General features: G+C 73.1%; 26 protein-coding genes and 1 tRNA gene. 10 read left to right on the top strand and 17 right to left on the bottom strand.

The annotated features are described in order from the left end of the window. Positions 1-69 precede the first annotated feature (69 nt). Positions 70-1,122: an aldo/keto reductase gene (locus CHF16_RS16320; RefSeq protein WP_089326899.1), complete on the top strand. Its 1,053-nt coding sequence runs from the start codon at positions 70-72 to the stop codon at positions 1,120-1,122. Here CHF16_RS16320 and CHF16_RS16315 read toward each other — a convergent pair. The 3 genes from CHF16_RS16315 to CHF16_RS16305 form a co-directional block, all read right to left on the bottom strand. Beyond that, positions 1,115-3,259, bottom strand: coding sequence for an acyl-CoA dehydrogenase family protein (locus tag CHF16_RS16315; protein WP_089326898.1), 2,145 nt, complete (start codon positions 3,257-3,259; stop codon positions 1,115-1,117). The genes CHF16_RS16320 and CHF16_RS16315 overlap by 8 nt on opposite strands. Positions 3,260-3,373: 114 nt before the next feature. Next, positions 3,374-3,853, bottom strand: a complete 480-nt coding sequence (locus tag CHF16_RS42175; protein WP_218826691.1) for a ribosomal protein L7/L12 — start codon at positions 3,851-3,853, stop codon at positions 3,374-3,376. Next, a complete protein-coding gene (locus tag CHF16_RS16305; RefSeq protein ID WP_089326896.1) occupies positions 3,850-4,509 on the bottom strand; it encodes a TIGR03086 family metal-binding protein in 660 nt (219 codons plus the stop codon). Before CHF16_RS16305 ends, CHF16_RS42175 begins: the two co-directional genes overlap by 4 nt. A 128-nt stretch (positions 4,510-4,637) precedes the next feature. On the opposite strand from CHF16_RS16305, the gene CHF16_RS16300 reads away from it, so the two are divergent. Both CHF16_RS16300 and CHF16_RS16295 read left to right on the top strand, forming a co-directional pair. Further along, a complete protein-coding gene (locus CHF16_RS16300) occupies positions 4,638-5,666 on the top strand; it encodes a permease (protein ID WP_089326895.1) in 1,029 nt (342 codons plus the stop codon). After that, on the top strand, positions 5,663-6,397 hold the full coding sequence (locus tag CHF16_RS16295) for a TIGR03943 family putative permease subunit (RefSeq protein ID WP_179271551.1): 735 nt from the start codon (positions 5,663-5,665) through the stop codon (positions 6,395-6,397). Before CHF16_RS16300 ends, CHF16_RS16295 begins: the two co-directional genes overlap by 4 nt. 48 nt (positions 6,398-6,445) lie before the next feature. Here the strand turns inward: CHF16_RS16295 and CHF16_RS16290 are convergent, their stop codons facing one another. Beyond that, the gene (locus CHF16_RS16290; RefSeq protein ID WP_089326893.1) at positions 6,446-7,525 is read right to left on the bottom strand and encodes an oxygenase MpaB family protein; all 1,080 of its coding nucleotides are present in this window, start codon (positions 7,523-7,525) and stop codon (positions 6,446-6,448) included. A 102-nt stretch (positions 7,526-7,627) separates the two neighbouring features. Between CHF16_RS16290 and CHF16_RS16285 the strand changes: the two genes are divergently transcribed. Continuing rightward, on the top strand, positions 7,628-8,254 hold the full coding sequence (locus CHF16_RS16285) for a TetR/AcrR family transcriptional regulator (protein ID WP_089326892.1): 627 nt from the start codon (positions 7,628-7,630) through the stop codon (positions 8,252-8,254). A gap of 53 nt (positions 8,255-8,307) precedes the next feature. Here the strand turns inward: CHF16_RS16285 and CHF16_RS16280 are convergent, their stop codons facing one another. From CHF16_RS16280 to CHF16_RS16260, 5 genes are read right to left on the bottom strand one after another with little or no spacing between them, the layout of a single operon-like run. Continuing rightward, positions 8,308-8,958 carry an isochorismatase family protein gene (locus CHF16_RS16280; RefSeq protein ID WP_089326891.1) on the bottom strand — a complete coding sequence of 217 codons (651 nt, stop codon included), beginning with the start codon at positions 8,956-8,958 and terminating at the stop codon, positions 8,308-8,310. After that, positions 8,955-10,850, bottom strand: coding sequence for a hydantoinase B/oxoprolinase family protein (locus tag CHF16_RS16275; RefSeq protein ID WP_089326890.1), 1,896 nt, complete (start codon positions 10,848-10,850; stop codon positions 8,955-8,957). Before CHF16_RS16275 ends, CHF16_RS16280 begins: the two co-directional genes overlap by 4 nt. Further along, positions 10,850-12,910: a hydantoinase/oxoprolinase family protein gene (locus CHF16_RS16270; RefSeq protein ID WP_089326889.1), complete on the bottom strand. Its 2,061-nt coding sequence runs from the start codon at positions 12,908-12,910 to the stop codon at positions 10,850-10,852. Before CHF16_RS16270 ends, CHF16_RS16275 begins: the two co-directional genes overlap by 1 nt. 26 nt (positions 12,911-12,936) lie before the next feature. Beyond that, complete coding sequence (locus tag CHF16_RS16265) at positions 12,937-14,169, bottom strand: CaiB/BaiF CoA transferase family protein (protein ID WP_089326888.1); 1,233 nt, start codon at positions 14,167-14,169, stop codon at positions 12,937-12,939. Next, the gene (locus CHF16_RS16260) at positions 14,170-14,904 is read right to left on the bottom strand and encodes a GntR family transcriptional regulator (RefSeq protein WP_245868609.1); all 735 of its coding nucleotides are present in this window, start codon (positions 14,902-14,904) and stop codon (positions 14,170-14,172) included. A gap of 127 nt (positions 14,905-15,031) precedes the next feature. Here CHF16_RS16260 and CHF16_RS16255 point away from each other — a divergent pair, with 127 nt between their 5' ends. Beyond that, positions 15,032-15,940: a hydroxymethylglutaryl-CoA lyase gene (locus CHF16_RS16255; RefSeq protein ID WP_089326886.1), complete on the top strand. Its 909-nt coding sequence runs from the start codon at positions 15,032-15,034 to the stop codon at positions 15,938-15,940. A 33-nt stretch (positions 15,941-15,973) separates the two neighbouring features. On the opposite strand, the gene CHF16_RS16250 is transcribed toward CHF16_RS16255, so the two are convergent. Then, the gene (locus CHF16_RS16250; protein WP_089327014.1) at positions 15,974-16,399 is read right to left on the bottom strand and encodes a VOC family protein; all 426 of its coding nucleotides are present in this window, start codon (positions 16,397-16,399) and stop codon (positions 15,974-15,976) included. Between the two features lie 7 nt (positions 16,400-16,406). After that, positions 16,407-16,868: an ATP-binding protein gene (locus CHF16_RS16245; RefSeq protein WP_218826690.1), complete on the bottom strand. Its 462-nt coding sequence runs from the start codon at positions 16,866-16,868 to the stop codon at positions 16,407-16,409. Positions 16,869-17,166: 298 nt separating this feature from the next. On the opposite strand from CHF16_RS16245, the gene CHF16_RS16240 reads away from it, so the two are divergent. Then, positions 17,167-18,360: a class I tRNA ligase family protein gene (locus CHF16_RS16240; RefSeq protein WP_245868607.1), complete on the top strand. Its 1,194-nt coding sequence runs from the start codon at positions 17,167-17,169 to the stop codon at positions 18,358-18,360. A gap of 17 nt (positions 18,361-18,377) precedes the next feature. Here the strand turns inward: CHF16_RS16240 and CHF16_RS16235 are convergent, their stop codons facing one another. After that, complete coding sequence (locus tag CHF16_RS16235) at positions 18,378-19,163, bottom strand: DeoR/GlpR family DNA-binding transcription regulator (protein WP_089326884.1); 786 nt, start codon at positions 19,161-19,163, stop codon at positions 18,378-18,380. A 143-nt stretch (positions 19,164-19,306) separates the two neighbouring features. On the opposite strand from CHF16_RS16235, the gene nagA reads away from it, so the two are divergent. The 4 genes from nagA (at position 19,307) to CHF16_RS16215 (ending at position 21,981) form a co-directional block, all read left to right on the top strand. Then, positions 19,307-20,422, top strand: coding sequence for an N-acetylglucosamine-6-phosphate deacetylase (gene nagA / locus CHF16_RS16230; protein ID WP_089326883.1), 1,116 nt, complete (start codon positions 19,307-19,309; stop codon positions 20,420-20,422). Positions 20,423-20,496: 74 nt separating this feature from the next. Continuing rightward, positions 20,497-21,126, top strand: a complete 630-nt coding sequence (locus CHF16_RS16225; protein WP_089326882.1) for a GNAT family N-acetyltransferase — start codon at positions 20,497-20,499, stop codon at positions 21,124-21,126. 215 nt (positions 21,127-21,341) lie between these two features. Next, positions 21,342-21,857 (top strand): hypothetical protein, encoded by a 516-nt coding sequence (locus CHF16_RS16220; RefSeq protein ID WP_089326881.1) that lies wholly within the window; start codon positions 21,342-21,344, stop codon positions 21,855-21,857. Positions 21,858-21,904: 47 nt separating this feature from the next. After that, positions 21,905-21,981: transfer RNA gene (locus tag CHF16_RS16215), tRNA-Ala, on the top strand. Between the two features lie 348 nt (positions 21,982-22,329). On the opposite strand, the gene CHF16_RS16210 is transcribed toward CHF16_RS16215, so the two are convergent. The 5 genes from CHF16_RS16210 to CHF16_RS16190 form a co-directional block, all read right to left on the bottom strand. Beyond that, a complete protein-coding gene (locus tag CHF16_RS16210; protein WP_089326880.1) occupies positions 22,330-22,950 on the bottom strand; it encodes a PIN domain-containing protein in 621 nt (206 codons plus the stop codon). Continuing rightward, on the bottom strand, positions 22,947-23,807 hold the full coding sequence (locus CHF16_RS16205; RefSeq protein WP_089326879.1) for an ImmA/IrrE family metallo-endopeptidase: 861 nt from the start codon (positions 23,805-23,807) through the stop codon (positions 22,947-22,949). The genes CHF16_RS16210 and CHF16_RS16205 overlap by 4 nt, the downstream gene beginning before the upstream one ends. An 18-nt stretch (positions 23,808-23,825) precedes the next feature. Then, positions 23,826-24,164, bottom strand: coding sequence for a helix-turn-helix domain-containing protein (locus tag CHF16_RS16200; RefSeq protein WP_089327012.1), 339 nt, complete (start codon positions 24,162-24,164; stop codon positions 23,826-23,828). A 306-nt stretch (positions 24,165-24,470) separates the two neighbouring features. Continuing rightward, positions 24,471-24,668 carry a DUF397 domain-containing protein gene (locus CHF16_RS16195; protein ID WP_089326878.1) on the bottom strand — a complete coding sequence of 66 codons (198 nt, stop codon included), beginning with the start codon at positions 24,666-24,668 and terminating at the stop codon, positions 24,471-24,473. Beyond that, on the bottom strand, positions 24,665-25,225 hold the full coding sequence (locus tag CHF16_RS16190; RefSeq protein WP_089326877.1) for a DUF5753 domain-containing protein: 561 nt from the start codon (positions 25,223-25,225) through the stop codon (positions 24,665-24,667). The genes CHF16_RS16195 and CHF16_RS16190 overlap by 4 nt, the downstream gene beginning before the upstream one ends. Positions 25,226-25,296: the final 71 nt, after the last annotated feature.

Raw genomic sequence — 25,296 nt, 5'->3', positions numbered from 1 at the left:
ACCAGTGCTTGACCTGGAGCGCGCTCCAGGTCGTAGCGTGCTGCGCGATCACCTGACGAGGGAGCGCAGATGCAGTACCGCAAGCTCGGCCGTACCGGCGTGGAAGTCAGCACCCAGTGCCTCGGCGCCATGATGTTCGGGGCCGTCGGCAACCCCGACCACGACGACTGCGAGCGGATCGTCCACCGGGCGCTGGACGCCGGGATCAACTTCATCGACACGGCCGACATGTACTCCGCCGGGGAGAGCGAGGAGATCCTCGGGCGGGCGCTCAAGGGCCGCCGGGACGACGTCGTCCTCGCGTCGAAGTTCTTCTTCCCGCTCGGCGAGGAGCGCAACGCCCGGGGCGGGTCGCGCCGCTACATCGTCCGCGCCGTGGAGGACAGCCTCCGCCGGCTCGGCACCGACCGCATCGACCTGTACCAGATCCACCGCCGCGACTGGGACACCGATCTGGAGGAGACGCTCGACGCGCTGACCGACCTCGTCCGGCAGGGCAAGATCCTGTACGCGGGGTCGTCGTCGTTCCCCGCCGACCAGATCGTGGAGGCGCAGTGGGCCGCCGAGCGGCGCGGCGGGGTCCGGTTCGTGTGCGAGCAGCCGCAGTACTCGATCTTCGCGCGGTCGATCGAGCGGGCGATGCTGCCGGCCGCGCAGCGGCACGGCATGGGCGTCATCCCGTGGAGCCCGCTCGCGGGCGGCTGGCTGACCGGCAAGTACCGGCGCGGCGAGCAGCCGCCCGCCGGGTCCCGGTTCGCCGCGTCGGACGACACGGCGTGGCCGGGCCGCACCGTGGACGTCGACCCGAGCGCCCCCGTCCGCTACGACGCCGTCGAGCGGCTCACCAAGATCGCCGAGGGGGCCGGGCTGACGCTCACCCACCTGGCGCTCGCCTTCGTCGGCGAGCACCCGGCCGTCACCTCGACGATCATCGGCCCGAAGACCATGGCGCAGCTGGACGACCTGCTCGCCGCCGCCGACCTGCGCCTGGACGCGGCGGTGCTGGACGCGATCGACGAGGTCGTCGCGCCCGGCACCGACATGGCCGGCATCGACCACCGCGCCGGCGAGCCGGGGCTGTTCGCCGGGAACCGCCGCCGGTCCGCCGCGTCCGCTACTTGATCAGCGGGTCCCGGGGCAGCTTGAGGATGCGCTCGGCGATCTGGTTGCGGGTGATCTCCGAGGTGCCGCCCGCGATCGACATGCCCCGGGAGCCGAGCCGCATCAGCCCGGCGAACTGGCCGAGGCCGTCGTTGAACGCGGCGCCGGGGCCGGCGAACTCGGCGAGCAGGTCGGCGGTGGCGTGGCCGTGCTCGGCGAGGACCAGCTTGGTGATGTTGCCCTCCGGGCCGGGCTCGCCGCCGGCGACGGCGCGCTCGGCGGAGCGCAGGTTCAGCAGCCGGAGCGCCTGCTCCTCGGCCAGGTAGGCGCCGACCCGCTCGGCCCCGGCCGGGACTCCCGCACCGTGCTCGCGGTAGAGCGAGACGATGTCGGGCCCGGCGGGGCCGCCGGCGCCGCCGCCGATGCTGACGCGCTCGTTGCCGAGCGTCGCGCGGGCGACCGTCCAGCCCTGGTTCGGCTGCCCGACCACGTCGGAGTCGGGGACGAACACGTCGGAGAAGAACACCTCGTTGAAGTCGGAACCGCCGGTGATCTGGCGGAGCGGCCGGACCTCCACGCCCGGCTGCTCCATGTCGATCACGACCATGGTGACGCCGGCGTGCTTGGCCGCGTCCGGGTCGGTGCGGACGGTCGCGAAGCCCCAGCGGCAGTGCTGGGCGCCGCTCGTCCAGACCTTCTGGCCGTTGACGACCCAGCCGCCGTCGACCTTCACGGCGCGGGTCTTCACGGCGGCGGCGTCCGACCCGGCCTCGGGCTCGCTGAAGAGCTGGCACCAGACCTCCTCGCCGCTGAGCGCGGGCCGCACCCAGCGGTCGATCTGGTCCTGGGTGCCGTGCTGGACGAGGGTGAGGATCACCCAGCCGGTGATGCCGAGCTGGACGCGCTTCACGCCCGCCGCGCGGAACTCGTCCTCGATGACGAGCTGCAGCCCGGCGCTCGCCTCGACGCCCCACGGGCGCGGCCAGTGCGGCTGCGCGTAGCCGGTGTCGATGAGCCGCCGCCGCTGCTCGTCGGCGGGCAGCGCGGCGATCTCGCGGGCCAGCTCCCGGATCCGGGGCCGCTCGGCCTCCGCCTCGGGCGGCAGGTCGAGGGTCGCGGCGCGGGCGACCCCGGCCTCCCGCAGGCGGGTCACGTCCCGCTCGGCGGAGTGCGGGTCGAACACGGCCTCCAGCGTCGCGGCGCGGCGCATCAGCAGGTGCGCGTCGTGCTCCCAGGTGAAGCCGATGCCGCCGTGCACCTGGATGTTGAGGCCCGTGTTGGACGTGAACGCGGGCAGCGCGAGCGCCGCCGCGACGGCCGCCGCGAGCTCGAACTGGTCGGCGGGCCCGGTCGCGGCCCGCGCGGCGTCCCACACGGCGGCCGTGGCGAGCTCGGCGGCGACGAGCATGTTCGCGCAGTGGTGCTTGACGGCCTGGAACGTCGCGATCGGGCGGCCGAACTGCTGCCGCACCTTGGCGTACTCGACGGCGCTCTCCACGCATTCGAGCGACCCGCCGACCGCCTCCGCGGACACCAGGGTGCGGGCGATGGCGAGGGCCTGTGCGCGCGCGCCGGGCAGGACCTCGGCCGCGGCGCCGTCGAGGCGGACGCGAGCGGAGCGGCGGGACGGGTCCAGGTTCTCCGGGACCTCGACGCTCGCGGCGTCCGCCCGGACGACGACCATGTCGTCGCCCGCTGGGAGGACGAGCAGGTCCGCGAGGCCGCCGCCCAGCACGACGCCCGCGTCACCGGTCGCCACGCCGTCCGCGACGGTCAGCGAGCCGCCGATGCCGAGGGCCGCCGGGGTCGCGCCGGACGCGAGGCCGGGCAGCAGGCGGGCCCGCTGCTCGTCCGTCCCGGCCGCGTCGATCACGGCGGACGCGATCATCGTGGGCAGCATCGGCCCGGGCGCGGCGGCGCGGCCGAGCTCCTCGGCGACCACGACCAGCTCCTGCAGCCCGGCCCCGCCGCCGCCGTGCTCCTCGGGCAGGTGCAGGCCGAGCAGGCCGAGCTCGGCGAACCCGGTCCAGAAGGCGGGCGGCGCCTCCTTCTCGGCGTCCAGCAGCGCGCGGTTCGCGGCCCGCGCCTCGTGGTCGCGCAGGAAAGCGCGCGCCGTCCGTGCCAGCTCGCGGTGCTCCGCGCTGATGGCGATCGCCATGGGCCCCTCCAGGCATATGGTGCGTCAGACACCAGAATGGCATTCGGTTGCCCTCCGGGGCGAGAGCCGGTCCCGATCTCTTGGACCTGCCCGAGCACCGCTACTCGGGCACCACTACCCAAGTGCCGCGACGAAGCGCTCCGCCTCGTCGGGACGCATCCCGGTCTCCGCGCACACCAGCGCGACGGCCGAGGCGTGGTCCCCTGCCGCCAGGAACGCGCGGACCCGGTCCGACAGCAGCCCGCCGGGGCCGGTGTCCGCCGGGGCGTGGACCCGCCCCTCCCGGAGCGCGTCGATGAAGTCCTTGGCCGCCCGCAGCCCGAGCCCGGTCTCGGCGCGGACCATCTTGACCGCGGGCTTCGTTCTGCCCTCGCCGATCATCGCGCGCGCCTTCGCCTGCACCTCCGGCGGCACCTGCTGGGCGAAGACCTGGCCCTTCAGGCCGTCCACGTACTCCTTGGCCTCCTTGAGGCCGAGCCCCGTCGCCTCCCGGACGAGCTTGATGGCGGGGATGTACTTCTCCTCCGCGACGAGCCGGACCACGCGCTCGTACGCCTCGGGGAGCAGGTACTGGGCGGACACCGGATACTTCACCGGGTCTCCCTCCAGGGGCCGGGGGAACGGACGGGACGATTCTCCTGGAAGCCTCCTAAGTGCGCATCCTCCTTCCGCAGGGCGGCCGCCGGACCGTGGCAGGGAAGGGCGCGGCGGCCGAGGAGGGCGACGAGCCGGTCACTCGGCGTCGCACCCGGCGGCGGCTCCACCGGATCGGCGAACAGCGGGCCGCGCGGCGGCGCGGGCAGCACCAGCGGGACCACCGCCAGCAGGTCGGCCGCCAGGACCGGCGGGATCGGCCGTTCCTCCCCGGTCGCCTGGGCGATGTCCCAGCCGTGGACGGCGACCTCCACCGCCCCGGCCGCGGCCAGCAGGTCGCCCGCCAGCCGCCGGTCGCCGACGGTCACCACGCTGCGCGCGCCGGACGCGCGCAGCACGCGGACGGCATGCACCCGCATCTCCGAGACCGGGTCGTCCGCCCCGGCCGGTTCCGAGCGCCGCTCGACGTGCCCGCCGGCGATGGCCTCGTGCAGCGCGTCCAGGGAATCGGCGAGGTGCAGCAGGAGCATGCCGAGGTCCCACGACGCGCACGGCGTGCGGCGGGCGAGCATATGCGGCGTGATCCCCTGGGCGGCCGTCAGGGCGAAACCGATCGCCCGGTCCAGCAGCCTGCCGCGGTTCGCGTCCACTCGCACATCCGGCCTCCGTTCGGGTGACGGCCCACGTTCTTAGGACCGCCGCCGCGACGGAAAGTCATCGCTGACGGGTGACCGGTGATCACAACCGGCCGTCACGCACTGCGAGCCCATGGCATCATGGCGTGATGCCCCGGTCCCCCGCCCCCGCCGCCGCATGGGACGAAGAGCAACTGCCCCCCGCCGACTGGGGAAGGCCCCGCACCCCCGCGCTTGGCGGGACGCTGTGGCTGTTCGGCGCAGCGGCGGCCGTGCTGGTCGCGGGGCGCCGCTGGGTGGCGCCCGGCCTCTCCGCCCCGGCACTGGACGCCTGGTCGACGATCTTCGTCGCGGTGTGCGTGCAGGCCCTGCCGTTCCTGGTGTTCGGGGTGGCGCTGTCCGCCGCGATCACCGCGTTCGTCCCGGCGCGGTTCTGGACCCGCGTGCTGCCCCGCCGCCCCGGCTCGGCCGTCCCGGTGGCGGGCGCGCTCGGCGCCGTGCTGCCGGGCTGCGAGTGCGCGTCCGTGCCGGTCGCGGGCGGGCTGATGGCGCGCGGCGTGGCGCCCGCCGCCGCGCTGACGTTCCTGCTCGCCGCGCCCGCAGTGAACCCGGTCGTGCTGGCGGCGACGCTCGTCGCGTTCCCCGGGCGGCCCGAGATGGCGGCGGCGCGGTTCGCGGCGTCGCTGGTCACCGCGGTCGCCGCGGGGTGGGCGTGGCTGCTGTTCGGGAAGGGCGAGTGGCTGCGCGTCCCGCACCGGCGCCCCGCCGAGGGCGCCGCCCGCTGGACGGCCTTCCGGGACGCGATGACCCACGACATCATGCACGCGGGCGGCTTCCTCGTGGTCGGCGCGCTGGCCGCCGCGACGATCAGCGTGCTGGTCCCGCCGGAGTGGGTCACGGGCGTCGGCGGGAGCGCACCGGCGTCGATCCTGGTCCTGGCCTTCCTCGCGGTGCTCATGTCGATCTGCTCGGAGGCGGACGCGTTCGTCGCCGCGAGCCTCACCGGGTTCTCCCCGACCGCCAAACTGGTCTTCCTCGTCGTCGGGCCGATGGTCGACCTGAAGCTCATCGCGTTGCAGACGGGGTTCTTCGGCCGGTCGTTCGCCGTCCGGTTCGTCCCGCTGACGTTCGTCCTCGCCGTCGCCTGCGGCACCGCCGCCGGAGGGGTCCTGCTGTGAACCGGCACGCGCAGTCGCTGCTGCTGATCACGCTCGGCGCGGCCACCGGCTGGATCACGCTGCCGACCGGCGAGTACCTGAACTACGTGCGGCCCGGGTTCCGGATCCCGCTGCTGCTCGCCGCCGCGGTGCTGATCGCGCTCGGCGCGGCCGGGCTCGTCCGCCGACCCGCCGAGGACGCCGTCCAGGACGGGCACGGGCACGACGGGCACGGGCACGACCACTCGCGCGGGCCGCGGGTGGCATGGCTGCTCGGGCTGCCCGTGCTGGTCATCGCCGTGGTCGCGCCGCCCGCGCTCGGGTCGTACATGGCCTCGCGCGGCGCCGGACGGCCGCCCGCGCCCCCGGCGGACGCGCGGCCGTACGACGCGGTCGCGGTGTCCGCGGCGCCGGCGCAGATGTCCATGGGCGAGTTCATCGGGCGGGCGTTCCAGGCGCAGCGCGGCGACCCGGCGGCCCTCGACGGGGTGCGGGTGCGGCTGACCGGGTTCGCCGCCCCGCGCCGCGAGGGCGGCTGGTACCTCACCCGGATGAAGATCGCGTGCTGCGCGGGCGACGCCGTCGCGTTCCGCGTGATCGTGCACGGGGTGCCGCAGCCGCCCGCCGACCGGTGGGTGCAGGTCACCGGCACCTGGCGCCGCCCGCCGGCGGGCACCCCGCCGACGGACGAGCAGGCGCTCGACGCGACACGGGCCGTCCCGATCCCCCGGCCGGAGCAGCCCTACGACTGAGCGGCACGACTGAACCGGCACGACTCAACCGGCCGGGGGGCGGGCACGTCAGGCGGTCGCCTCCACCTCGTCCCGGGTGAGGACGGGGTCGGGCGCGGCCGGTGCCGTCGAGGCGACCGGCGCGGAGGCGCCGCCCGCGACGCGGGCCTCGGCCTCGCGGTACTCCCGGATCGGGCCGGTGGCGTCGTGCAGGCCGTTGAGGACGAGCCACAGCGTCGTCCGGCGCGCGCGCAGCGCGAGGGGGTTCGGCGGCTTGTAGAGGCAGAGCTTCTGCGCCCACTTGGGGAGCATGTCGCGGGCGGCCCAGTCCATGAAGGGGCTACCGGGCTCCCACGGCTTGGCCTTGCTCTCACGCAGGTTCGGGCCGGTCGCGAACGCCTTGATCGGGGTGACGGCCAGGCGCGGCAGGTAGGACTCCAGGCACTCGGCGACCTCCGCCTTGCTGGCGGGCAGGTCCGTCCCGCCGAGGGCCTCGCCGACGCGGACGAACTCGCGGTAGTAGCGGTCCAGGGCGGGGCCGCGCAGGGGACGCTTGTGGTAGCGCTCGTGCGCCGTGGCCAGCCCCCACACCACGGTGGCGTAGTTCCAGCGCAGCCATTCGGGGTCGTCCGCGTCGTAGGGCAGGCCGTCGGGGCGGGTGCCCTTCACGGTGTGGTGCATCGCGCGGACGGTGCGGGCGAGCCGCTCGGCGGTCGCGGTGGAACCGTAGGCGGTCCCGATGAAGAACGACAGGGAGTGGCCGAGCCGGACGGCGGCGCCCTCCGGGTCGATGTTGCCGGTCGGGATGCCGTCGACGCGCTCGGGGATGCGCGAGTGGTCGTAGGCCATCCAGCTGATGCTCGGGTCGAGGCCCTCGATGTAGGCGGCGCCGACCAGGCCGAGGATCAGCGTCGGCAGGTGCGAGTGCACGTACCAGACGGCGCTGCCGGGCCCGAACCAGCCGGGGTCGCCCTCGGGGCCGGCGAAGTCCAGGCCCTTGAAGAACCTGGAGCGGATGTCGGCGTCGAAGGCCTGCTCGAAGCGCGTCGCGACGGGGTTCGTCTTGCCGGGCGCGGGCTTGCGGTGCCCCGCCCCGCCGGGACCTGGCGTGCGGTGGCCGTTCTTGCCGGGGCTCGCGGTGGCCGTCATCTGGACTCCCAATTCTGGCTACAACTGTGACCAGAGTAAGCGTCTGGGTACACCCGTGTCCAGACCGGGAGGCGCGGCGCGGGCGCGGTATATCGTCGGGGCATGGCGAACGCGCGCACGGCCACGTCCACCCGGTGGGCCGGGGTGCCCGCGAGCCGGCGGCGGGACGAGCGGCGCGACATGCTGGTCAGGGCCGCGTACCGGCTGTTCGGCGAGGAGGGCGAGGCGGCGCTGACGGTGCGCGCCGTGTGCCGGGAGGCCGAGCTGCACACCCGGTACTTCTACGAGAACTTCCCCGGCACCGACGAGCTGCTCGCGGCCGTCTACGACCGGGAGGCGGCGGCCCTCGGGGAGGCGCTGGCGGCCGCGCTGGACGAGGCGGGCCCGGGCCCGGACGCCCGCACCCGCGCGGGCATCCGCAGCGTGCTCCGCTTCATCAGCGACGACCCGCGCCGGGGCCGGGTGCTGTTCGCCGAGGCGCGCGGCAACGAGGTGCTGGCCGAGCGGCGCCGCGCCGCCCAGACCGCCCTGCTGGACGGCGTCCTCGCGATGAGCAACATCGAGAACCCGCGGCTCCCGGTCGTCGTCGCCGCGACCATGTTCACCGGCGCGATGACCGAGCTGGCCCAGCGGTGGGCGGACGGGCGGCTCGGCGACGACCTCGACGCGGTCGTCGACAGCGCCGTGGAGCTCTCCCTCGCCCTCCACGACACCGCCGCGGCCGGTTGACCGGCCCGGTCGATCGAAGACCCGGTCGGCCGGTCTGCCGATCAGTCAGCCCGTCAGCCGATCAGTTCCAGGGCGCGGTCGAGGGAGACGACGTCCGCGTACTTGGCCTGGAGGTCGAGCAGGTTGGCGGCGTGCAGGCGCGGGTCGCGGTCGCCGCACGCCTCGTCCACCACGAGCGGGCGGAACCCGTGCTGGAGCGCGTCCGTGGCCGTGGCCCGGATGCAGCCGCTCGTGGAGAGCCCGCAGATGAACAGGGTATCGATGCCGGACGAGGTCAGCGTCGCCGCCAGCGACGTCCCGTGGAACGCGCTCGCGTACTGCTTGGTGACGACGGTCTCCCCGGGCAGCGGGGCGACCCCCTCGGCGAAGTCGCCGAGGGGGCTCCCCTCCTCGAACACGCGCAGCGCGGGCACCTTCCGGCGGAACAGCCCGCCGTCCGCGCCGCCCGGCTGGTACGACACCCGGGTGAACAGCACCGGGACCCCGGCGGCCCTCGCCGCGCCGATCAGGGCGATCGCCGCGGCGAGGGCGTCCTCGACGGGGGCGCGCAGCGGCGACCCGTCCTCCAGGTAGGCGCGGGCGAAGTCGACCACCAGCACCGCCGGGGCGTCGCCGCAGCCGAGGCTCTCGCCGAAGCCCGACGCGCGGTAGCCGGCGACGAGGTCGTCCGCGCCCGCCGCGGGGCCGTTCTCCGGGCCGGTCATCGGCGCAGCGCCTCCGCGGAGCGGACGTCGACCGGCGGGTGCGGCGCGGGCAGCCCGGTCTCCTCCTCGCAGCGGGCGAGGATCTCCTCCAGCGGCGGGCCCATGTCGAACACGGGGATCTCCGTCCGGTCGGCGGCCATCTTCGCCCGCAGCAGCTCCGTGGCCTCCTCGTCGAGGACGCCGTCGGCGGTGCAGACGACGCCGTACCCGTCGCGGGCGCCCTCGGCGGTCACGAGACCGCGCAGCACCTCCGCCGCGACCAGCTCGGCGGGACGGGCGAGCGGGTCGCCCCATCCGCCGCCGCCCCACGTGACGAAGTGCAGCACGTCGCCCGGCGCCACCGGCACGTCGTGGACCTTGCTGGGCAGCACCTCGCGGGTGCCGTCCGCCCGGTCGATCCACTTGCGGCCCCGCTCCCCCGGACGTCCGCCGTTCACGCCCCACGGGTAGGTGAGCCAGCGGTCGTCGTGGATCGCGATCGTGCCGGGCTCCTCGAAGTGGTACGCGACGTCGACGCCGTTGCCGCCGCGGTGCAGGCCGGCGCCGCCGGAGTCGGCGATCGTCTCCCACCGCTCGATGCGCAGCGGGTAGTACGACTCCAGGTACTCGCAGGGGATGTTGACGAACGACGGCCACAGCGAGTGCCCGTCGGGGCCGTCCCCGACCGGGCGCCCCGGCACGCCGCCGAACCCGATCGAGTACAGCTGGAACCACTCGCCCTCGCGCGGCCCGGACGTGTAGTGCCCCGAGTACATGAAGTGCGGCGAGGACGAGAACCCGGCCGCGTTCAGGATCTCCGGGTTCGTCTGCCCGAGCAGCCCGCCGAACAGGTCGAACACGCGGCCGATGCCGTGGTTGCGGGCGTTCAGCGCGGCCGGGTGGCGCGGCTTCCAGAACGAGTCCTCGGGGATCGTCACGTCGATCAGCGGGTAGAAGCCGTCGTTCCACAGGATCTGCGGGTCGGCGACCGTGATCACGTAGATGCCGAAGAACATCCGGACGAGGTTCTCGTTGATGAAGTAGTTGATCGGCCCGACCGCCTGCGGCGCCGCGTGGCTGAAGTCGAGATGGACCTTCTCCCCGGTCCGGGTGAGCGAGATCTTCAGCTCGTAGGGGCCGTAGCCGCAGCCGTCGTCGCAGATGTAGTCGGCGAACTCCAGCGTCTGCCCGTCCTCGAAGAGGGTCGCGAGCAGCACCTTCATGGCCTGGTAGTTGCGGTCGAGCAGGGCGTCCAGCGCGGACAGGTAGGTCTCGACGCCGAACCGGTCGCACAGCTCGGTCACCCGCCGCGCCGCCGTCGTGCAGGCCGCGACGAGGCCGTTCAGGTCGGCGCGGTTCCAGTCGGGCATCCGCACCTGGTTGAGGATGATGCGCAGCGCCGCCTCGTTCAGCTCACCGCCCTCGTAGAGCTTGAACGGCGGGACGACCACGCCCTCCTCGTAGATGGTGCGGGCGTCCGCGGGCATCGAGGACGGCGTCTTGCCGCCCACGTCCGACATGTGGCCGAACATCGACGACCAGCCGACGAGCCGGCCCCGGTGGTAGATCGGCACGACCAGCAGCCAGTCGTTGGCGTGGCTGATCGCCGCGCCGCAGGCGTACGGGTCGGACGTCATCAGGATGTCGCCCTCGCCGATCGTCCCGTCGAAGTTCTCCAGGAAGTCGGGCACCGACAGGCCGAACTGGCCGACGACCATCTTCCCGGACGGGTCCGCGATCAGCGGGAACTCGTCGTGCTGCTCGCGGATGCCCGGGGACAGCGCGGTGCGGTACAGCACCTCGTCCATCTCGTGCCGCGCGTTGCGCAGCGCGTTCTCGATGATGTCCAGGGTGACCGGGTCGACCTCCACCCGGCCGACCGGCTCGGTGGTGGTCTGCAGGATCTCGGCCATCAGCCCTCCTCAGTGGGACGGATCAGCAGGCTGCCGCTCGGGTGGACGGTCGCGGCGTGCCCGGACAGGACGAGGGTGGTGGAGTCCATCTCGACCACGACGGCCGGACCGGCCACCACGTCCCCGGCGCGCAGCTTGGAACGGTCGAAGATGCGGGCGGGCGCGAGCGCGCCGTCCATCCACACCTCGGTCTCGCGGACCAGCGCCGCGGACGGGTCGCCGTCGCCCTCCGGGAGGGTGCGCCAGGCGACCTCGGGGCGCGGGCCGCTCACGGTGACCCGCAGGTTGATCACTTCGCGCTCGTTGTCGAGCAGGAAGGAGAACAGCCGCTTGTGCTCGGCGTCGAACGCGGCGCCCAGCTCGGCGAGCAGGTCGCCGTCCACGGTCGCGCGGTCGACCTCGACGGGGATCTCGAAGCCCTGCCCGTGGTAGCGCAGGTCGATCTGGTACGTCGCGGTCTGGCTGTCGCGCGGGACGCCCTCGGCCTCCAGCCGCGCGGCGGCGGCGTCGGCCAGCTCGGCGAGCGCGGCGCGCAGCTCGGCGTCGTCGAGGGTGGAGAAGCGGCGCACCATCGTGCGGGCGCTCTCGTCGCGGGCGCAGGTCGTCGCGTCCCCGTAGGCGCACAGCACGCCCGGCGACGGCGGCACGATCACCGGCCACGAGCCGGTCAGCCGGCCGAGCGCGTTGGCGTGCAGCGGGCCCGCGCCGCCGAACGACATCAGCGCGAAGTCGCGCGGGTCGAAGCCCTGCTGGACGCTGATCAGCCGCAGCGCGCCCAGCATGTTCTCGTTGACGATGTCGATGATCCCCGCCGCGGCGGCCTCCACGCTCGGCAGGCCCATCGCCTCGGCGACGCGGCCGACCGCCTTGCGGGCGGCCTCGACGTCCAGCGAGATCTCCCCGCCGGCGAGCTGCGTCGGCAGGTAGCCGAGGACCACGTTGGCGTCGGTGACCGTCGGGTCGGCGCCGCCCGCGCCGTAGGCGGCCGGGCCCGGGTCGGCGCCCGCCGACTGCGGGCCGACCCGCAGCGCCTTCGTCAGCTCGGGGACGTGCGCGATCGAGCCGCCGCCCGCGCCGACCGTGCGGACGTCCACGCTCGTCGCCCGGACGGTCAGGTCGCCGACGCTCGTCTCCCGGCCGATCCGCGGGCGCCCGCCGAGGACCAGCGCCACGTCCGTGGACGTCCCGCCCATGTCGAAGGTGAGGAAGTCGCGGAACCCGGCCTGCTCGGCGAACCACACCGCGCCGGTCACCCCGCCCGCCGGGCCGGACAGCAGCAGCGACACCGGGTCCTCGGCCGCCTTGTCGGCGCGGGTGAGGCCGCCGTCGCTGCGCAGCACCGCGAGCGGCGCCGCGATGCCGCTGCCGGTCAGCGACCGGTCGAGGTTGCCGACGTACCGGGCGACCTCCGGCTGCACGTAGCTGTTCGCCACGGTCGTGACGGTGCGCTCGTACTCCCGCATCTCCGGCAGGACGTGGCTGGACAGCGACACCGGCACGCCCGGCAGCTCCTCGGCCGCGAGCTCCGCCACCCGCCGCTCGTGCGCGTCGTTCGCGTACGAGTTGATCAGCGAGACGGTCAGCGCCTCGATCCCGGCCCCGGCCAGCCGGCGCAGCGCCTCGCGGGCGCGGTCCTCGTCCAGCGGGGTGACGATCGTGCCGTCGGACCTGATCCGGCCGGGGATCTCCACGGTGTGCTCCAGCCGGGCCAGCGGCTCCGGCTTCGGCCAGATGATCCAGCCCGCCAGCCCGCCCGGCACGAACGACCGGCCGATCTGCAGCACCTGCCGGAACCCCTCGGTCGTGACCAGGCCGACCCGCGCTCCCCTGCCCTGCAGGATCGCGTTGGTCGCGACCGTCGTGCCGTGCAGCACGTGCGCGACCTCGGACGGCTCGATCCCCGCGTCCCGGCACACCTTGCGGATGCCGTTGAGGACGCCCTCGGACTGGTCCGCCGGTGTGGACGCTGTCTTGGCGCGGTGGCTGACGCCGGTCTCCTCGTCCACCAGCAGCACGTCGGTGAACGTGCCGCCTACATCGACGCCTAGGCGATAACCCATGTCGGTCTCCCGAAGCCGTACCTGCTCTAGATGGTTCCGCGCTCGGCCAGCGCGGCGATCTCGTCTTCTCCGAGGTCCAGGAGGGCGCCGTACACCTCCCGGTTGTGCTCGCCGAGCGCCGGGCCGGCGTGCCGCACCGATCCCGGCGTCTCGCTGAGCTTGGGGAACGCGTTGTGCATCGGGAGCTCCCCGAAGTCGGGGTGGACGAGCCGCACGATGGCCTCGCGGGCCGCGAAGTGCGGGTCGTCGAACATGTCCTTGGCGGTGTAGATGCGGCCCGCGGGCACGCCGCCCTCGTGCAGTGTCTCCAGCAGCGCCTCGGTGTCGAGCGTCGCCGACCAGGCGGAGATGAGCTCGTCCAGCTCGGCCATGTTGCGGCCCCGGTCGGCGTGCCCGGCGAAGCGCGGGTCCTCGGCCAGCTCGGGGCGGCCCATCGTCTTCGCGAGCCGTCCGAACACGGTGTCCTGGTTGGCGGCGATGAGGATCATCTCGCCGGACGCGGTCGGGTACACGTTGCTGGGCGACACGTTCGGCAGCACCGAGCCGGTGCGCTCGCGCTGGTAGCCCGCCACGGCCCACTCGGGCAGCAGCGACTCCATCATCGCCAGCACCGCCTCGTAGATGGCCGAGTCGACGATCTGGCCGCGGCCGGTGTTGCTCCGGTGGTGGACGGCGACGAGCGCGCCGATCGTGGCGAACACGGCGGCGAGCGAGTCACCGAGCGAGATCCCGGCGCGGGACGGCGGGTTCTCCGGGTCGCCCGTGACGTACCGGATGCCGCCCATCGCCTCGCCGATCGACCCGTACCCGGCGCGCGGCGCGTACGGGCCGCTCTGCCCGAAACCGGACACGCGGACGAGGATCAGCCCCGGGTTCTCCGCGCGGAGCCGGTCGAAGTCCAGGCCCCAGCGCTCCAGCGTGCCGGGCCGGAAGTTCTCCACGACGATGTCGGCCTGCCCGATGATCCGCCGCGCCAGGTCCTGGCCCTCGGGGGTGCGCAGGTTGCACGTCACCGACTTCTTGTTGCGCGCCACCACCGGCCACCACAGGGACTTGCCGTGCGGCTTCTCCCGTCCCCACTGGCGCATCGGGTCGCCCACGCCCGGCGACTCCAGCTTGATCACCTCGGCGCCGAAGTCGCCGAGCAGCTGGCCGCAGAAGGGCCCCGCGAGCAGCTGCCCCATCTCCACCACGCGCAGGTCGGCGAGGGGACCCCGGGCGGCCGGGGTGTCCTGGGTGGCGCCGTCGTGCGTTGACATCTAGCGGATCCTCGTTTCGGTGTCGTCGTTGCCGGGAGGGTCGCCGGCGGCTGGGTCACCGGCGGCCTGGGCTTCGGCCTGGGCTTCGGCGGCCTGGGCTTCGGCCTTCGCGGCGGCCCGGAGCAGCACCGCCTTCGCTGCGAGAACGTGCGCCCGCATCACCGACTCGGCCCAGGTCCCGTCGCCCGCCCGCAGCGCGGCGGCCAGCTCCCGGTGGTGCGCGGAGCTGCGGGCCAGATCGTCCGGCGCGTACCCGTGGAAGGTGCGCATCACCAGCGGGAGCTGGACGACGGCGTTGAGCATCGACACCAGCCGGGCGCTCGCCGCCGCCGCGCGGACGATCCCGTGGAACTCGGCGTTCAGTTCCGCGACGCGGTCGAGGTCCTGGCGGTCGCCGGGGGCCGCGGCCCGCTCCATGAGATCGCACAGCTCGTGCATGCGGTCCACGTCCTCCGGCTCGATGCGGGTGGCGGCCCGCCGCGCGGCGGCGCCCTCCAGCAGCATCCGCAGGTCGTAGATCTCCTCCAGGTCCTCCGGCGTCCAGTCGGGGACGCGGGCGCCGCGGTGCGGCAGCACCTCGACCAGGCCCTCGACCTCCAGCCGGCGCAGTGCCTCGCGGACCGGCGTCCGGCTGGAGCCGGTCTGCTCGGCCAGCTCTGCCTCGCCGAGCCGCGCCCCGGGCGGGTGGACGCCGTCCAGGATGTCGGCGCGCAGCCGTGTGTACACACGGTCCACGGCACGGACCATCCGAACCTCCTCAGCGGTCGATTGCATGCAAGATAAGCATTTCGGTCGCTTGACACAAGGGTTAGACCTGGCCGATTCTCGGCATGTCGACAGATTGCATACAAGGGAAGGCCCCATGGCGCACGTCGAAGTCATCGAGGTGGGACCCCGGGACGGGCTGCAGAACGAGGCCGCGATCCTGCCCACCGCCGACAAGGTGCGGCTCATCGAGCGGAGCATCGCCGCCGGGCTGCGGCGGATCGAGGCGGTCAGCTTCGTCAACCCCAAGCGCGTCCCGCAGATGGCCGACGCGGAGGCCGTGATGGAGCGCGTCCCCCGGCCGGACGGGGTGCGCTACGCGGGGCTCGTCCTCAACCCGCGCGGTCTCGACCGGGCGCTCGCCGCGGGCGTGGACGAGGTCAACGTGGTGGTCGTGGCCACCGACGAGTTCAGCCGCCGCAACCAGGGCTGCTCGGTCGAGGAGGGGCTGGCCAACTGGGCGCGGATCGCCGCCGACGCGCGCGCCGCCGGGCTGTTCCGCAGCGTCACGATCGCGGCGTCCTTCGGCTGCCCGTTCGAGGGCGAGGTGCCGGCGGCGCGCGTCCTGGACCTGGTGCGGCGGATCGCCGAGAGCGAGCCCGACGAGATCGCGCTGGCCGACACCATCGGCGTCGGCGTCCCGGCGCAGGTGCGCGAGCTCCTGACCGGCGCCGCGGAGATCGCGCCGGGCGTGCCGCTGCGCTGCCACTTCCACAACACGCGCAACACCGGCTACGCGAACGCGCTCACCGCGGTCGACCACGGAGTCAGCGCCCTGGACGCGAGCACCGGCGGGTTCGGCGGCTGCCCGTTCGCGCCCGCCGCGACCGGCAACATCGCCACCGAGGACCTGGTCTACGCGCTGGACCGGACGGGCGTCAGGACCGGCGTCCAGCTGGGCCCGGTCACGGAGACGGCGGCCTGGCTGGCGGAACGGCTGGACAGCCCGGTGCAGGCGCTGCTCGGCCGCGCCGGAAACTTCCCCGCGGCGCCCTCCGCGTCCTGACGGGCGGGGCGGACCGGCGGGCGGGGCGGGCGGTCACCACTCGGCGGGCGAACCGTCCGGCTGCAGGAACTCCAGCCGGTTGCCGAGGTTGTCGAAGGCGTAGAAGCGGCGGTGGCCCGGGAAGTCGTCGTCCCAGGCCACCTCGGTGCCGTGCCGCGCCAGCCGTTCGGCGAGGGCGTCCAGGTCGGCGACGCGGATGCCGGGATGCGCCTTGCGGGCCGGGCGGAAGTCCTCCTCGACGCCGAGGTGGATCTCCAGGGCGTCCGCGCGCACCCAGAGCCCGCCCCGCGCGGCCAGCACCGGCGGTTTCGCGATCTCCTCCATGCCGAGGGCGTCCACGTAGAACGCGCGGCAGGCGTCCTCACTGCCGGGCGGGATGGCGATCTGGACGTGGTGCACCCCGAAGGTGAACGGCGTGGCGTGCTCGGGTCCGTAGCCCTGTGCCGGGAGTCGCGTCATGATCACATCATGCGCGGGTGAAGTAGGCCCGGATGACTGTTCTACCGGGCTCTGTCCGGATGCGGACGAAGTCGGCGAGCTTGTGGACGAGCAGCAGGCCCCGCCCGCCGATCGAGTCGGCCGGCACCGGACGCCGGCCCGCCAGCGGGTCGGCGATGTGCCCCGCGTCGCAGACCTCGATGACCAGCTGGGTGGCGTCGTACCAGATCCACAGCTCGCCCCTGCCGCCGCCGTGCTCCACGGAGTTGGCGGTCAGCTCGCTGGCGACGAGCTCGGCGTCCTGGACCCGGTCCTCGTCGAGCCCGGCCTCCCTCGCGCCCTCGACGACCAGCGACCGCACCGCCTTCAGCGCGGCGGCGTCGAAGGGCAGCCGCCGCGTACGCGCCGCCGGCGCGGCGGCGGCCGGTACGGCGGCGGGCGGCGCCTCCGCGTCCGGCGGATCGCCGACGCGCTCCCCGCTGCCGGTCATGACGTCCTCCGACCCCACTCGTTGCCTAGGACAATCGTCCATGGTCCCCTTCGCGAGCGAACGGCGAGGCCCGCCCCACCTCCGGGTCTCTTCCCTGACCACCGGCACGTTAGACGGGACCTCTCAGGTTCGGCATACCCGCCCCCGCCGCGAACCCGCCGGACGCCCCGCGCCGGGTCCGGCCAGGTCGCCAAGCGGAGGGACGCCGGGGGTACTGCCTTTACCGCATCATTCGCACACTGGGAGGAAACCCCATCGAGTGCCGGGCCACCGGGCCCGGCGTGAGGAACGCGTTCCCGTGGACTCCACCGCACCCGCGAACGCCGGCGCACCTTCGGCCGGATCCGGCGCGCCCGCGACCGGAACCGGCGCGACCGGAACCGGCGCGCCCGGCCGCACCCTCCGGCTCGGCGGCCGCCCGCTGCCCGTCGCCGGGCCCGCCCGCATGTACGTCTGCGGCATCACCCCGTACGACGCGACCCATCTCGGCCACGCGCGCACCTTCGTCTGGGCCGACATCGCCGCCCGCGTCCTGCGGCACGCCGGCGTGGGCGTGCGCGTCTGCCGCAACGTCACCGACGTCGACGACGTGCTGGACCAGGCCGCGCACCGCGCCGGCAGCCCCTACGACAGCTTCGCCGCCGTCCAGCAGTACTACTTCGAACGCGACCTCGACGTGCTCGGCGTCCACGCCGTCGACCACCAGCCGCGGGCGCACAACCATGTCCGGGAGGTCATCGCGCTCGCGCAGGGCCTCCTCGCGTCCGGCCGCGCCTACCTGCGGGACGGCGCGGTGCGCTTCCGCGGCGCCGACGTCCCCGGACGGGTGGGAGTCGGCGAGGAGGAGGCGCGCGCGCTGCTGGACGAGTACGGCGACGAACCCGGCGACCCCGACAAGGAGCATCCGTTCGACGTGGCCGTATGGCGGCCGTCGCGCGCGGGCGAGCCCGCCTGGCCCAGCCCGTGGGGCCCCGGCCGCCCCGGCTGGCACGCCGAGTGCGCCGCGATGGCCATGACCGTCTTCGGCCCCGCGATCGACCTGCACTGCGGCGGCACCGACCTGTGCTTCCCGCACCACGCCTACGAGGCCGCCATGGCCGAGGCGCTGACCGGGGTGCGGCCCTTCTCTCGCGCCTGGCTGCACGTCGGCATGGTCCGCCGGGACGGCCGGAAGATGGCCAAGTCCACCGGGAACCTGGTGCTCGTCTCCGACCTCGTCCCGGACCACCCGGGCGCCGCCGTCCGGCTCATGCTGATCAGCGAGCCCTGGAGGCACGCCTGGGACTACACCCCGGAGGCCCTCGACGAGGCCGCCGCCTTCCTGGACCGGCTCCACACCGCGGCCGGGCGGCGCACCGCGTCCGCCACCGCCGAGGAGGCCGTGACGCAGGCGCTTCTGGACGATCTCGACGTCCCCGCCGCGCTGGCCATCGCCGAACAGGAGGGCGCCGGATCCGCGCGGCTCGCCCTGCACCTGCTGGCCCTCGCGTGAGCGGCGCGGGGCGCTCGCTAGGCCCGGATCACGCGGACGCCGGCCTCGGTGAAGGCCGCGACCTCCGCGTCCGGCACCGTCTCGTCCGTGACCAGGACGTCGATGTCGCCGACCGCGCAGATCCGGGCGAACGCCCGGTGCCCGACCTTGGAGCCGTCCGCCACCACGACGACCTGCTCGGCGCGCTCGGCCATCAGCCGGTTCACGTCGGCCTCGCCCTCGTTGTGGCAGGTCGCGCCGTGCCGGGCGTCCACCCCGTTCACCCCGATGATCGCGACGTCCAGCGTCACCTGGTCGAAGATCCCGGTGGCCAGCGGCCCGGTCAGCTCGTAGGACTGCGGCCGCGGCACCCCGCCGGTCAGCACGATCTTCACATGCGGCCGGACGGCCAGCTCGTTGCCGATGTTCAGCGCGTTCGTCACGATCGTCAGCGCCGGGGTCGCCCCCTCGGCGTGCAGGTCGGCGCGGGTGGCGAGGACCCGGGCGACCTCCGAGGTCGTCGTCCCGCCGTTCAGCCCGATGATCGACCCCGGCACGGCCAGCTCCGCGGTCGCCGCCGCGATCCGCTGCTTCTCCGACGCGTGCCGCGCCGCCTTGTAGCGCAGCGGCAGGTCGTAGCTGACGCTCTGCGCCACCGCGCCGCCGCGGGTGCGGGTCAGCATCTGCTGCTGCGCGAGCTGGTCGAAGTCGCGGCGGATCGTCGCCGCCGACACCCCCATCCGCCGGGCCGCCTCCTCGACCGTCAGCCGGCCCGCGCCCGCGAGCAGTTCGAGCAGCGCGTTCCAGCGCTCGTGCCGGGTCACACCGGCCCCCTTTCCAGCGGGTGGGGGACTGTCCGGGGCGGAGGTCATCGATGGATTCTAGCCCTGCGCTCCCCTGGCTCTACCTGCTCGTTACGGCAGTGGAACAATCAGCAACGAGCAGAGGCGCGCAGTGAAGGAGTCCCATGACGAAGCCGGCCACCGGGCTGACCCTGACCAACGCCCGCATCGTCCTGCCGGACGGCGTCCGGCACGGGGACCTGCACATCGCCGACGGCAGGATCGTCGCCGCCGGGGCGGGCGAGGAGATCGACCTCGCCGGGCGGCACGTCGTCCCCGGATTCGTGGACATGCACGTCCACGGCGGCGCGGGCGCGTCCTACCAGCGCCCCGACGAGGCGCACCGCGTCGCGTCCTTCCACCTGGCCCACGGCACCACCACCACGATCGCGAGCCTGGTCACCGGCAGCACCGCCGAACTCGCCGACGCCGTCACCGGCCTCGCCGACCTCGCCGCGGACGGCGTGATCGCCGGGATCCACCTGGAGGGCCCCTACCTGTCCCGCGACCGCTGCGGCGCCCACGACCCGGCGCTGCTGCGCGACCCCGACCCCGCCGAGTTCGCGCGCCTCGTCCGGCTCGGCCGCGGCCACCTGCGCATGATCACCCTCGCGCCGGAGCTGCCCGGCGGCCTCGACCTCGTCCGGGACGCCGTCGACGCCGGCGTCATCGCCGCCGTCGGCCACACCGAGGCCGACGGCGCCACCGTCCGCGCCGCGTTCGACGCCGGCGCCCGCGTCGCGACCCACCTGTTCAACGCGATGCGTCCGCTGCACCACCGCGAGGGCGGACCGATCGCCGCCGCGCTCAACGACCCCCGGGTCACCGTCGAGCTGATCAACGACGGCGTCCACGTGGAGCCGGCCGTGGCGCGCCTGGCGTTCGCCGCCGGCCACCGCGTCGCGCTGATCACCGACGCCATGGCCGCCACCGGCATGGGCGACGGCTCCTACCGCCTCGGCGTCATGGACGTCGAGGTCCGCGACGGCCGCGCCGTCCTCGCCGGCGGGACGTCCATCGCCGGCAGCACGATCACCATGGCGGACGCGTTCCGCCTCGCCGTCACCAGCCTCGGCCTGCCGATCGAGGACGCCGCCCGCGCCGCCTCGCTCGTCCCCGCCCGCGCGCTCGGCGTGGACGGCCGCACCGGCTCCCTCGAACCCGGCAAAGACGCCGATCTGGTCGTCCTCGACGACGACCTCCGGGTCGACTGGGTGATGCGGCGCGGGCGCCGACTGTGACGAACGTCCCGGGTGCCCGAATTCTCGGCGAGAATTGATGGCGTCCAGGCGTCCGACAAGGGAATCATGGAACCGTGGAACGTCTACGGGGATGGCCGGTCACGCTGACCGAGGGTCCCGTCGGGCTGCGCCCGCTGCGGCACCGCGACGCCGCCGCCTGGCGCGAACTGCGCGTCCGCAACGCCGACTGGCTCCGCCCATGGGAGCCCACCAACCCCGAGACACCGCTGTTCCGCAGCGGCCTCGGGCCCTACATCAGCATGGTGCACACGATGCGCCGCGAGGCCCGGCAGGGCCTCGCCCTGCCCTGGGTCGTCACCCACGACGACGACTTCGCCGGCCAGCTCACGATCGGCGCGATCGTCTGGGGCTCGGCCCGCTCCGCGCAGATCGGCTACTGGGTCGACAAGCGGGTGGCCGGACGCGGCCTCATTCCGACCGCCGTCGCCCTCGCCGTCGACCACTGTTTCTTCACCGTCGGCCTGCACCGCCTCGAAGCGAATATCCGCCCGGAGAACGCCGCCAGCCGCCGCGTCGTGGAAAAGCTCGGATTCCGGGAAGAGGGAATTCGGCGCCGCCACCTTCACATCGACGGCGCCTGGCGCGACCACATCTGCTACGCCCTCACCGTCGAGGACGTGCCCGGCGGCCTGCGCGCACGCTGGCTCGCCGACCGCAAACAGGCATTTCCCCGCGGCGGCTGAGCCGCCCGTGACTTTCCGGCCGTAAGAATCCTGCGAACGAGAAGGCCGGGCAAACGGAGAGTAACGGCGAGATCGATCTCGCGACACACCGCCCCTTATGCTCGTCAACCTCTGACAGCCCCTCGTACCGTGCGGGGCGTGACCCTGCTCCCATTGCACGTTCGCGCGCCGAAAGTCGGCCCGCCTACCGAGCGTGCCCTGGGACGGTGGGGCCGGTGAGCAGCACCGTTCTCTACCTCGCCATCGTCGCCGTCTGGGCGGTCGTCCTGGTACCCATGTGGCTGCGCCGCGACACCGAGGCGACCGGGATCTCCCGGCTGCTCCACAAGCGCGACGAGGAGGCCGAGGAGCCGGAGGAGACCACGGCCCCGAGGCCCCGCCGCCGCGTGACCCGCGCCACCGTCATCGCCCGGCGCCGCCGCCGCACCACGGGCCTCACCGCGCTGCTCGTCACCGCCGCCGCCGTCGTCGCGTCCGGCGTCGCCCCCTGGTGGGTCACCCTGCCCCCGGCCGCCCTGCTGGCCGGCCACCTGGTCCTGCTGCGCGTGGCCGTGGGCATGGACGCCGCCCGCCGCCGCACCGAGGCCGCCCGCGCCGCCGCCGCGCGCGCCCGCGCCCTCGAGGCCCGCCGCGCCGCCGAGGAGACCGAACCCGCCGAGGTCATCGAACTCGTCACCCCCGACGAGGTCTTCGACCAGTACGCCGACGACCGCCGGGCCGTCGGCGAGTAACCGAGGCGCGAGCACCCCCCGATGTTTGCTAACCTTACGGAGTCGTTGGGGCTGTAGCGCAGTCCGGTAGCGCACCTCGTTCGCATCGAGGGGGTCAGGGGTTCAAATCCCCTCAGCTCCACCAACGAACCGCAGGTCAAGGGCCTGATCGGAGCACACTCCGATCAGGCCCTTGATCTTTTGTCATCGAGATGCTCGTCGGAATCCAGCAACAGATGACACGATTCGGCCGCCTCACCCAACCGGTTGGGTGAGTGTGGAACAAGGCGCTACTGGAGCACCCCTTTGGACATGCGTGCGCCGCGCGGCGAGCTGGACGGGGGACGGCCCGAGCGCACGAGGTGTGCGGAGGGCGTTACCGTCTCTGTAGAGCGAGACGCCGTGGACAGTAACCCGCCGCAGTGGGGCACGGGCAGTGGTGCTCAGTGCAGCCGACGAAGACGAGGCCGTCGCGAAGAAAGGGGCGGCGAGGTCACTGCGAGGGCCAGAGGGCAGCGGACAAGAGGTTCGTGGTTTCGAGAGGCGGCAGTCCGTCGTCGAGTTGGCGGAGGCGGTCGTAGACGGTGCGCATCGCTCCACGGTCCGGAAGGTATTGTCCGCCTGCGGCCTTCTCTAGGACGGTCAGTGTGCTGGCCAGACGCAAGGCTCCGACACGGGCGCCGCCGTCGCGGAGAAGCCTCAGGCGGTTGCTCTCCGCCTCTGCGACCCGCGCGCCGGGCCCGTCATCGATCAGCACGATCACTTCGTGGCCGGCTTGGGCGGCGACGACCGCATGCGCGATCACCATCGTTTCGCCGAGATCTTTCGAATGCCGCAGCCGCTCCTCCAGAGGGAGCCGGGTGATTCGGTGGACGACTGCTGCCAGCTCAGGGGTCACGTCGTCGGAGAGAACCCGCATGTAGCGTTCGGGCAGTTTGTTCCATACCCTTACGGCATTTCGGAACCGGTTGTCCTGCCGGGACTTACGCAGCAGTTCGTTTTTGACCGTCTCCGGTGCGCACAGTGGCCCCAGGGTCCCGATGAGGAGGCGCTCCTTGTTGATGGAAAAGAAGTTGAGTCCGGGGCCGGCGTCGATGATGGGCCGGTGCCTCATCCCGGGTCTCGCTTCGCCGCGGCTCCTGGCTCGTCCTCATACCGTGTGTCGTCGTCCAGGTCGGACAGATCCATGTCCACATCGGGAAGATCGGCGGCCTTGGCCCAGGTGACAGTGGTGTCGGTGGGCTCAACGCCCGCTTCGCGCAGGTCGGCCTCGGCCTCCGCAAGGGTGATGCCCCGCAGTGTGGCTATGGCCTGGGCGGGCAGCACTCCGATCGCGTAGCCATTGATCGCGCGAGCGAGCAGCCGCTGCGGTGTCCGCCGCTTGCTGGACTCCGCCTGCAACGCGCGGTACTGGTCGGTCCACCCGAAGCGTGCTGCCAACTGGGGGGTGTAGAACTCCCCCCACTCCTCGCTGGTCGCGTGGTCAATGTATCCGGCCTGCTCAAGGGCGATCGCGGCGATCGCGGGGGATACCAGGAACCGCTGTACCACTGCCGACAGCGACGCCAAGGTCAGCTCCTGCCCGTCCCGCAGGAACTCGCGCACTCCCTCGACGGGCACGAGGAGGTGCCGGGCGAAGGCGCGGCACCTGTCCTCCCTCGGGGATGCCTCGCTCCAGTCGCCCACCTCGGCGTCAGTCCAGTCCTCGAAGAGGACGTGGGCGAGTTCGTGCGCGAGCGTGCTGCGTTGCCGCATCGGATGCTCGGTACGTGCGACCCCGATGAACACGACCCCGCTATCCGGGTCCCGCATTGCCAGGCCGTGCTCGTCCGGGCCCACGTCGAGCACCGCTACGTCCACCCCCGTCGTCTGCTCGATGACCGTCACCAGGTCCCCGAGCGGCTGCACCCCCAGACGGTGCTCACGACGGAAGCGCTGCGCGGCGGCGCGGCCTTCCGTTTCGGTGTCCACCGTGCTCCGGCCTCCAGGTCAGACCGTCGCGGGAACGGCCTGATCGTCCAGGTAGTCGTTCAGTTCGAGGAAGCTCAGCAGCGCCTCGCGCATCTCCTCCATACCGGAGCCGTTCGTCGCCCGTGCCGCGTACTGCACGCGCTCCGCCACCGTCCCGGTGCCGCTGAGTTGGGGGATCGTGTGACCGGTCGCCTGAGCGATCAGCACGATCTCTGGCATCTTCGCCACCCGATCTCCGGAGATGATCCGCGAGAGAGTGGGCTGGGAGATGCCGGTTGCATCCGCGAGGCCCCGTTGGCTCAGCCCAGCCGCCACGCGGGCGCGCTCGATCAGTGCGCCGACATTCGTCGTTGCCATGATCACCCCTGAATCACTTTGCTACTCTGTGATTCAGACTAGGTGGTCTAACACCACCAGTCAACTGCGAGGCCGGCAGCCATGCCTTGCAGTCCGCTTAAGACCAGGTACGTGGGCCCTCGACCGTGAGCTTTACGACTCTCGTGTGGAACCGTCAGGACCGCATCCCCGCGTCCCGCTCGCAGAGACCGGCCACGAGGCGGCATTTGCGGCCATCACCACTGGCGATCGGGGCGCGGTAACCCGGCTGTGGACCATCTCGGGGAAGTCCTTCTGCAGCGAGGGACGCTCTATCCGGCCCTTCCGTCACCTCAGGCCAAGCTCGTCTCGCTTCGCACTGGCGATCAGCTTGGCGAAATCTTCCGCAGTAAGCGAGAGATGGCTTCCGCCTGGGGCCTTGCTGTCTCGCAGTCCGATGGCGTTGTCGAGCCGGGCGACCTCCACGCACTTGCCGCTCGTCCCATCGCTGGACCGGCTGCTCTTACGCCACTGGGGGGAAGTCACGTCATGGTCTCCATCAGTTGCTCGATCAGACTCCGACTGGAGTCTACGGGGAGAGCAACCGCCCCAATACGGTCGAACCTGTCTAGCAGCCCATCGACTTCAGAGGCGTCCGCGACGAGCCGGCCGCCAGTGGGAGCCTCGACGTAGCCGACCTGCCCCTCCTTGACCCTGATGACCTTGAACGGCCCGTCCAGACCCGCGTTGGCGCCTGCGGTGTTGGGGACGATCCGCAAGGTCACATTGGGAAGCTCGGACAGTTCGATGAGCCGCGCGAGTTGCTCGCGCATGACCGTCCTCCCACCGACCAGGCAGGGCAGAGCCGTCTCGGCCAGGATCACCCAGAGGTCAGCGGGGCTGTCCCTCGTCAAGATCTTCTGCCGCGCCATGCGCGCCTCGACCATTGCGTCGATCCCCGGTTCGCGCCCCTCGATCAGGAGCGCCCGCGCGTACGCAGGTGTCTGCAGCAGAGCGGGGATCAGCTGGCCGCTGTACATCCTCAGGACACTGGCTCGCCCCTCCGAGTCGGTGAAGGTCTTGGTCGGGTAGCGGGGACGCATTACTGCGTCCCCGCCCCCTCAGAACCGTGCGTGCCATTCGTCACGGCACACGGCTCAAGCAGATCCAAGCG

Source organism: Actinomadura meyerae, assembly GCF_900188445.1.
Taxonomy (GTDB): domain Bacteria; phylum Actinomycetota; class Actinomycetes; order Streptosporangiales; family Streptosporangiaceae; genus Spirillospora; species Spirillospora meyerae.
The sequence above is the reverse complement of the archived record's forward strand: the minus strand, read 5'-3'. Positions and strand labels throughout refer to the sequence as shown.

Excerpts from the sequence above, each read along its gene's own strand:
- CHF16_RS16280 (WP_089326891.1), bottom strand. The coding sequence starts at position 8,958 with ATGACCGGCCCGGAGAACGGCCCCGCGGCGGGCGCGGACGACCTCGTC.
- CHF16_RS16275 (WP_089326890.1), bottom strand. The coding sequence starts at position 10,850 with ATGGCCGAGATCCTGCAGACCACCACCGAGCCGGTCGGCCGGGTGGAG.
- CHF16_RS16250 (WP_089327014.1), bottom strand. The coding sequence starts at position 16,399 with ATGACGCGACTCCCGGCACAGGGCTACGGACCCGAGCACGCCACGCCG.
- CHF16_RS16200 (WP_089327012.1), bottom strand. The coding sequence starts at position 24,164 with ATGGCAACGACGAATGTCGGCGCACTGATCGAGCGCGCCCGCGTGGCG.
- CHF16_RS16265 (WP_089326888.1), bottom strand. The coding sequence starts at position 14,169 with ATGTCAACGCACGACGGCGCCACCCAGGACACCCCGGCCGCCCGGGGT.
- CHF16_RS16300 (WP_089326895.1), top strand. The coding sequence starts at position 4,638 with ATGCCCCGGTCCCCCGCCCCCGCCGCCGCATGGGACGAAGAGCAACTG.
- CHF16_RS16270 (WP_089326889.1), bottom strand. The coding sequence starts at position 12,910 with ATGGGTTATCGCCTAGGCGTCGATGTAGGCGGCACGTTCACCGACGTG.
- CHF16_RS16315 (WP_089326898.1), bottom strand. The coding sequence starts at position 3,259 with ATGGCGATCGCCATCAGCGCGGAGCACCGCGAGCTGGCACGGACGGCG.
- nagA (WP_089326883.1), top strand. The coding sequence starts at position 19,307 with ATGACGAAGCCGGCCACCGGGCTGACCCTGACCAACGCCCGCATCGTC.
- CHF16_RS16285 (WP_089326892.1), top strand. The coding sequence starts at position 7,628 with ATGGCGAACGCGCGCACGGCCACGTCCACCCGGTGGGCCGGGGTGCCC.
- CHF16_RS16255 (WP_089326886.1), top strand. The coding sequence starts at position 15,032 with ATGGCGCACGTCGAAGTCATCGAGGTGGGACCCCGGGACGGGCTGCAG.
- CHF16_RS16190 (WP_089326877.1), bottom strand. The coding sequence starts at position 25,225 with ATGCGTCCCCGCTACCCGACCAAGACCTTCACCGACTCGGAGGGGCGA.
- CHF16_RS16320 (WP_089326899.1), top strand. The coding sequence starts at position 70 with ATGCAGTACCGCAAGCTCGGCCGTACCGGCGTGGAAGTCAGCACCCAG.
- CHF16_RS16210 (WP_089326880.1), bottom strand. The coding sequence starts at position 22,950 with ATGAGGCACCGGCCCATCATCGACGCCGGCCCCGGACTCAACTTCTTT.
- CHF16_RS16290 (WP_089326893.1), bottom strand. The coding sequence starts at position 7,525 with ATGACGGCCACCGCGAGCCCCGGCAAGAACGGCCACCGCACGCCAGGT.
- CHF16_RS16245 (WP_218826690.1), bottom strand. The coding sequence starts at position 16,868 with ATGACCGGCAGCGGGGAGCGCGTCGGCGATCCGCCGGACGCGGAGGCG.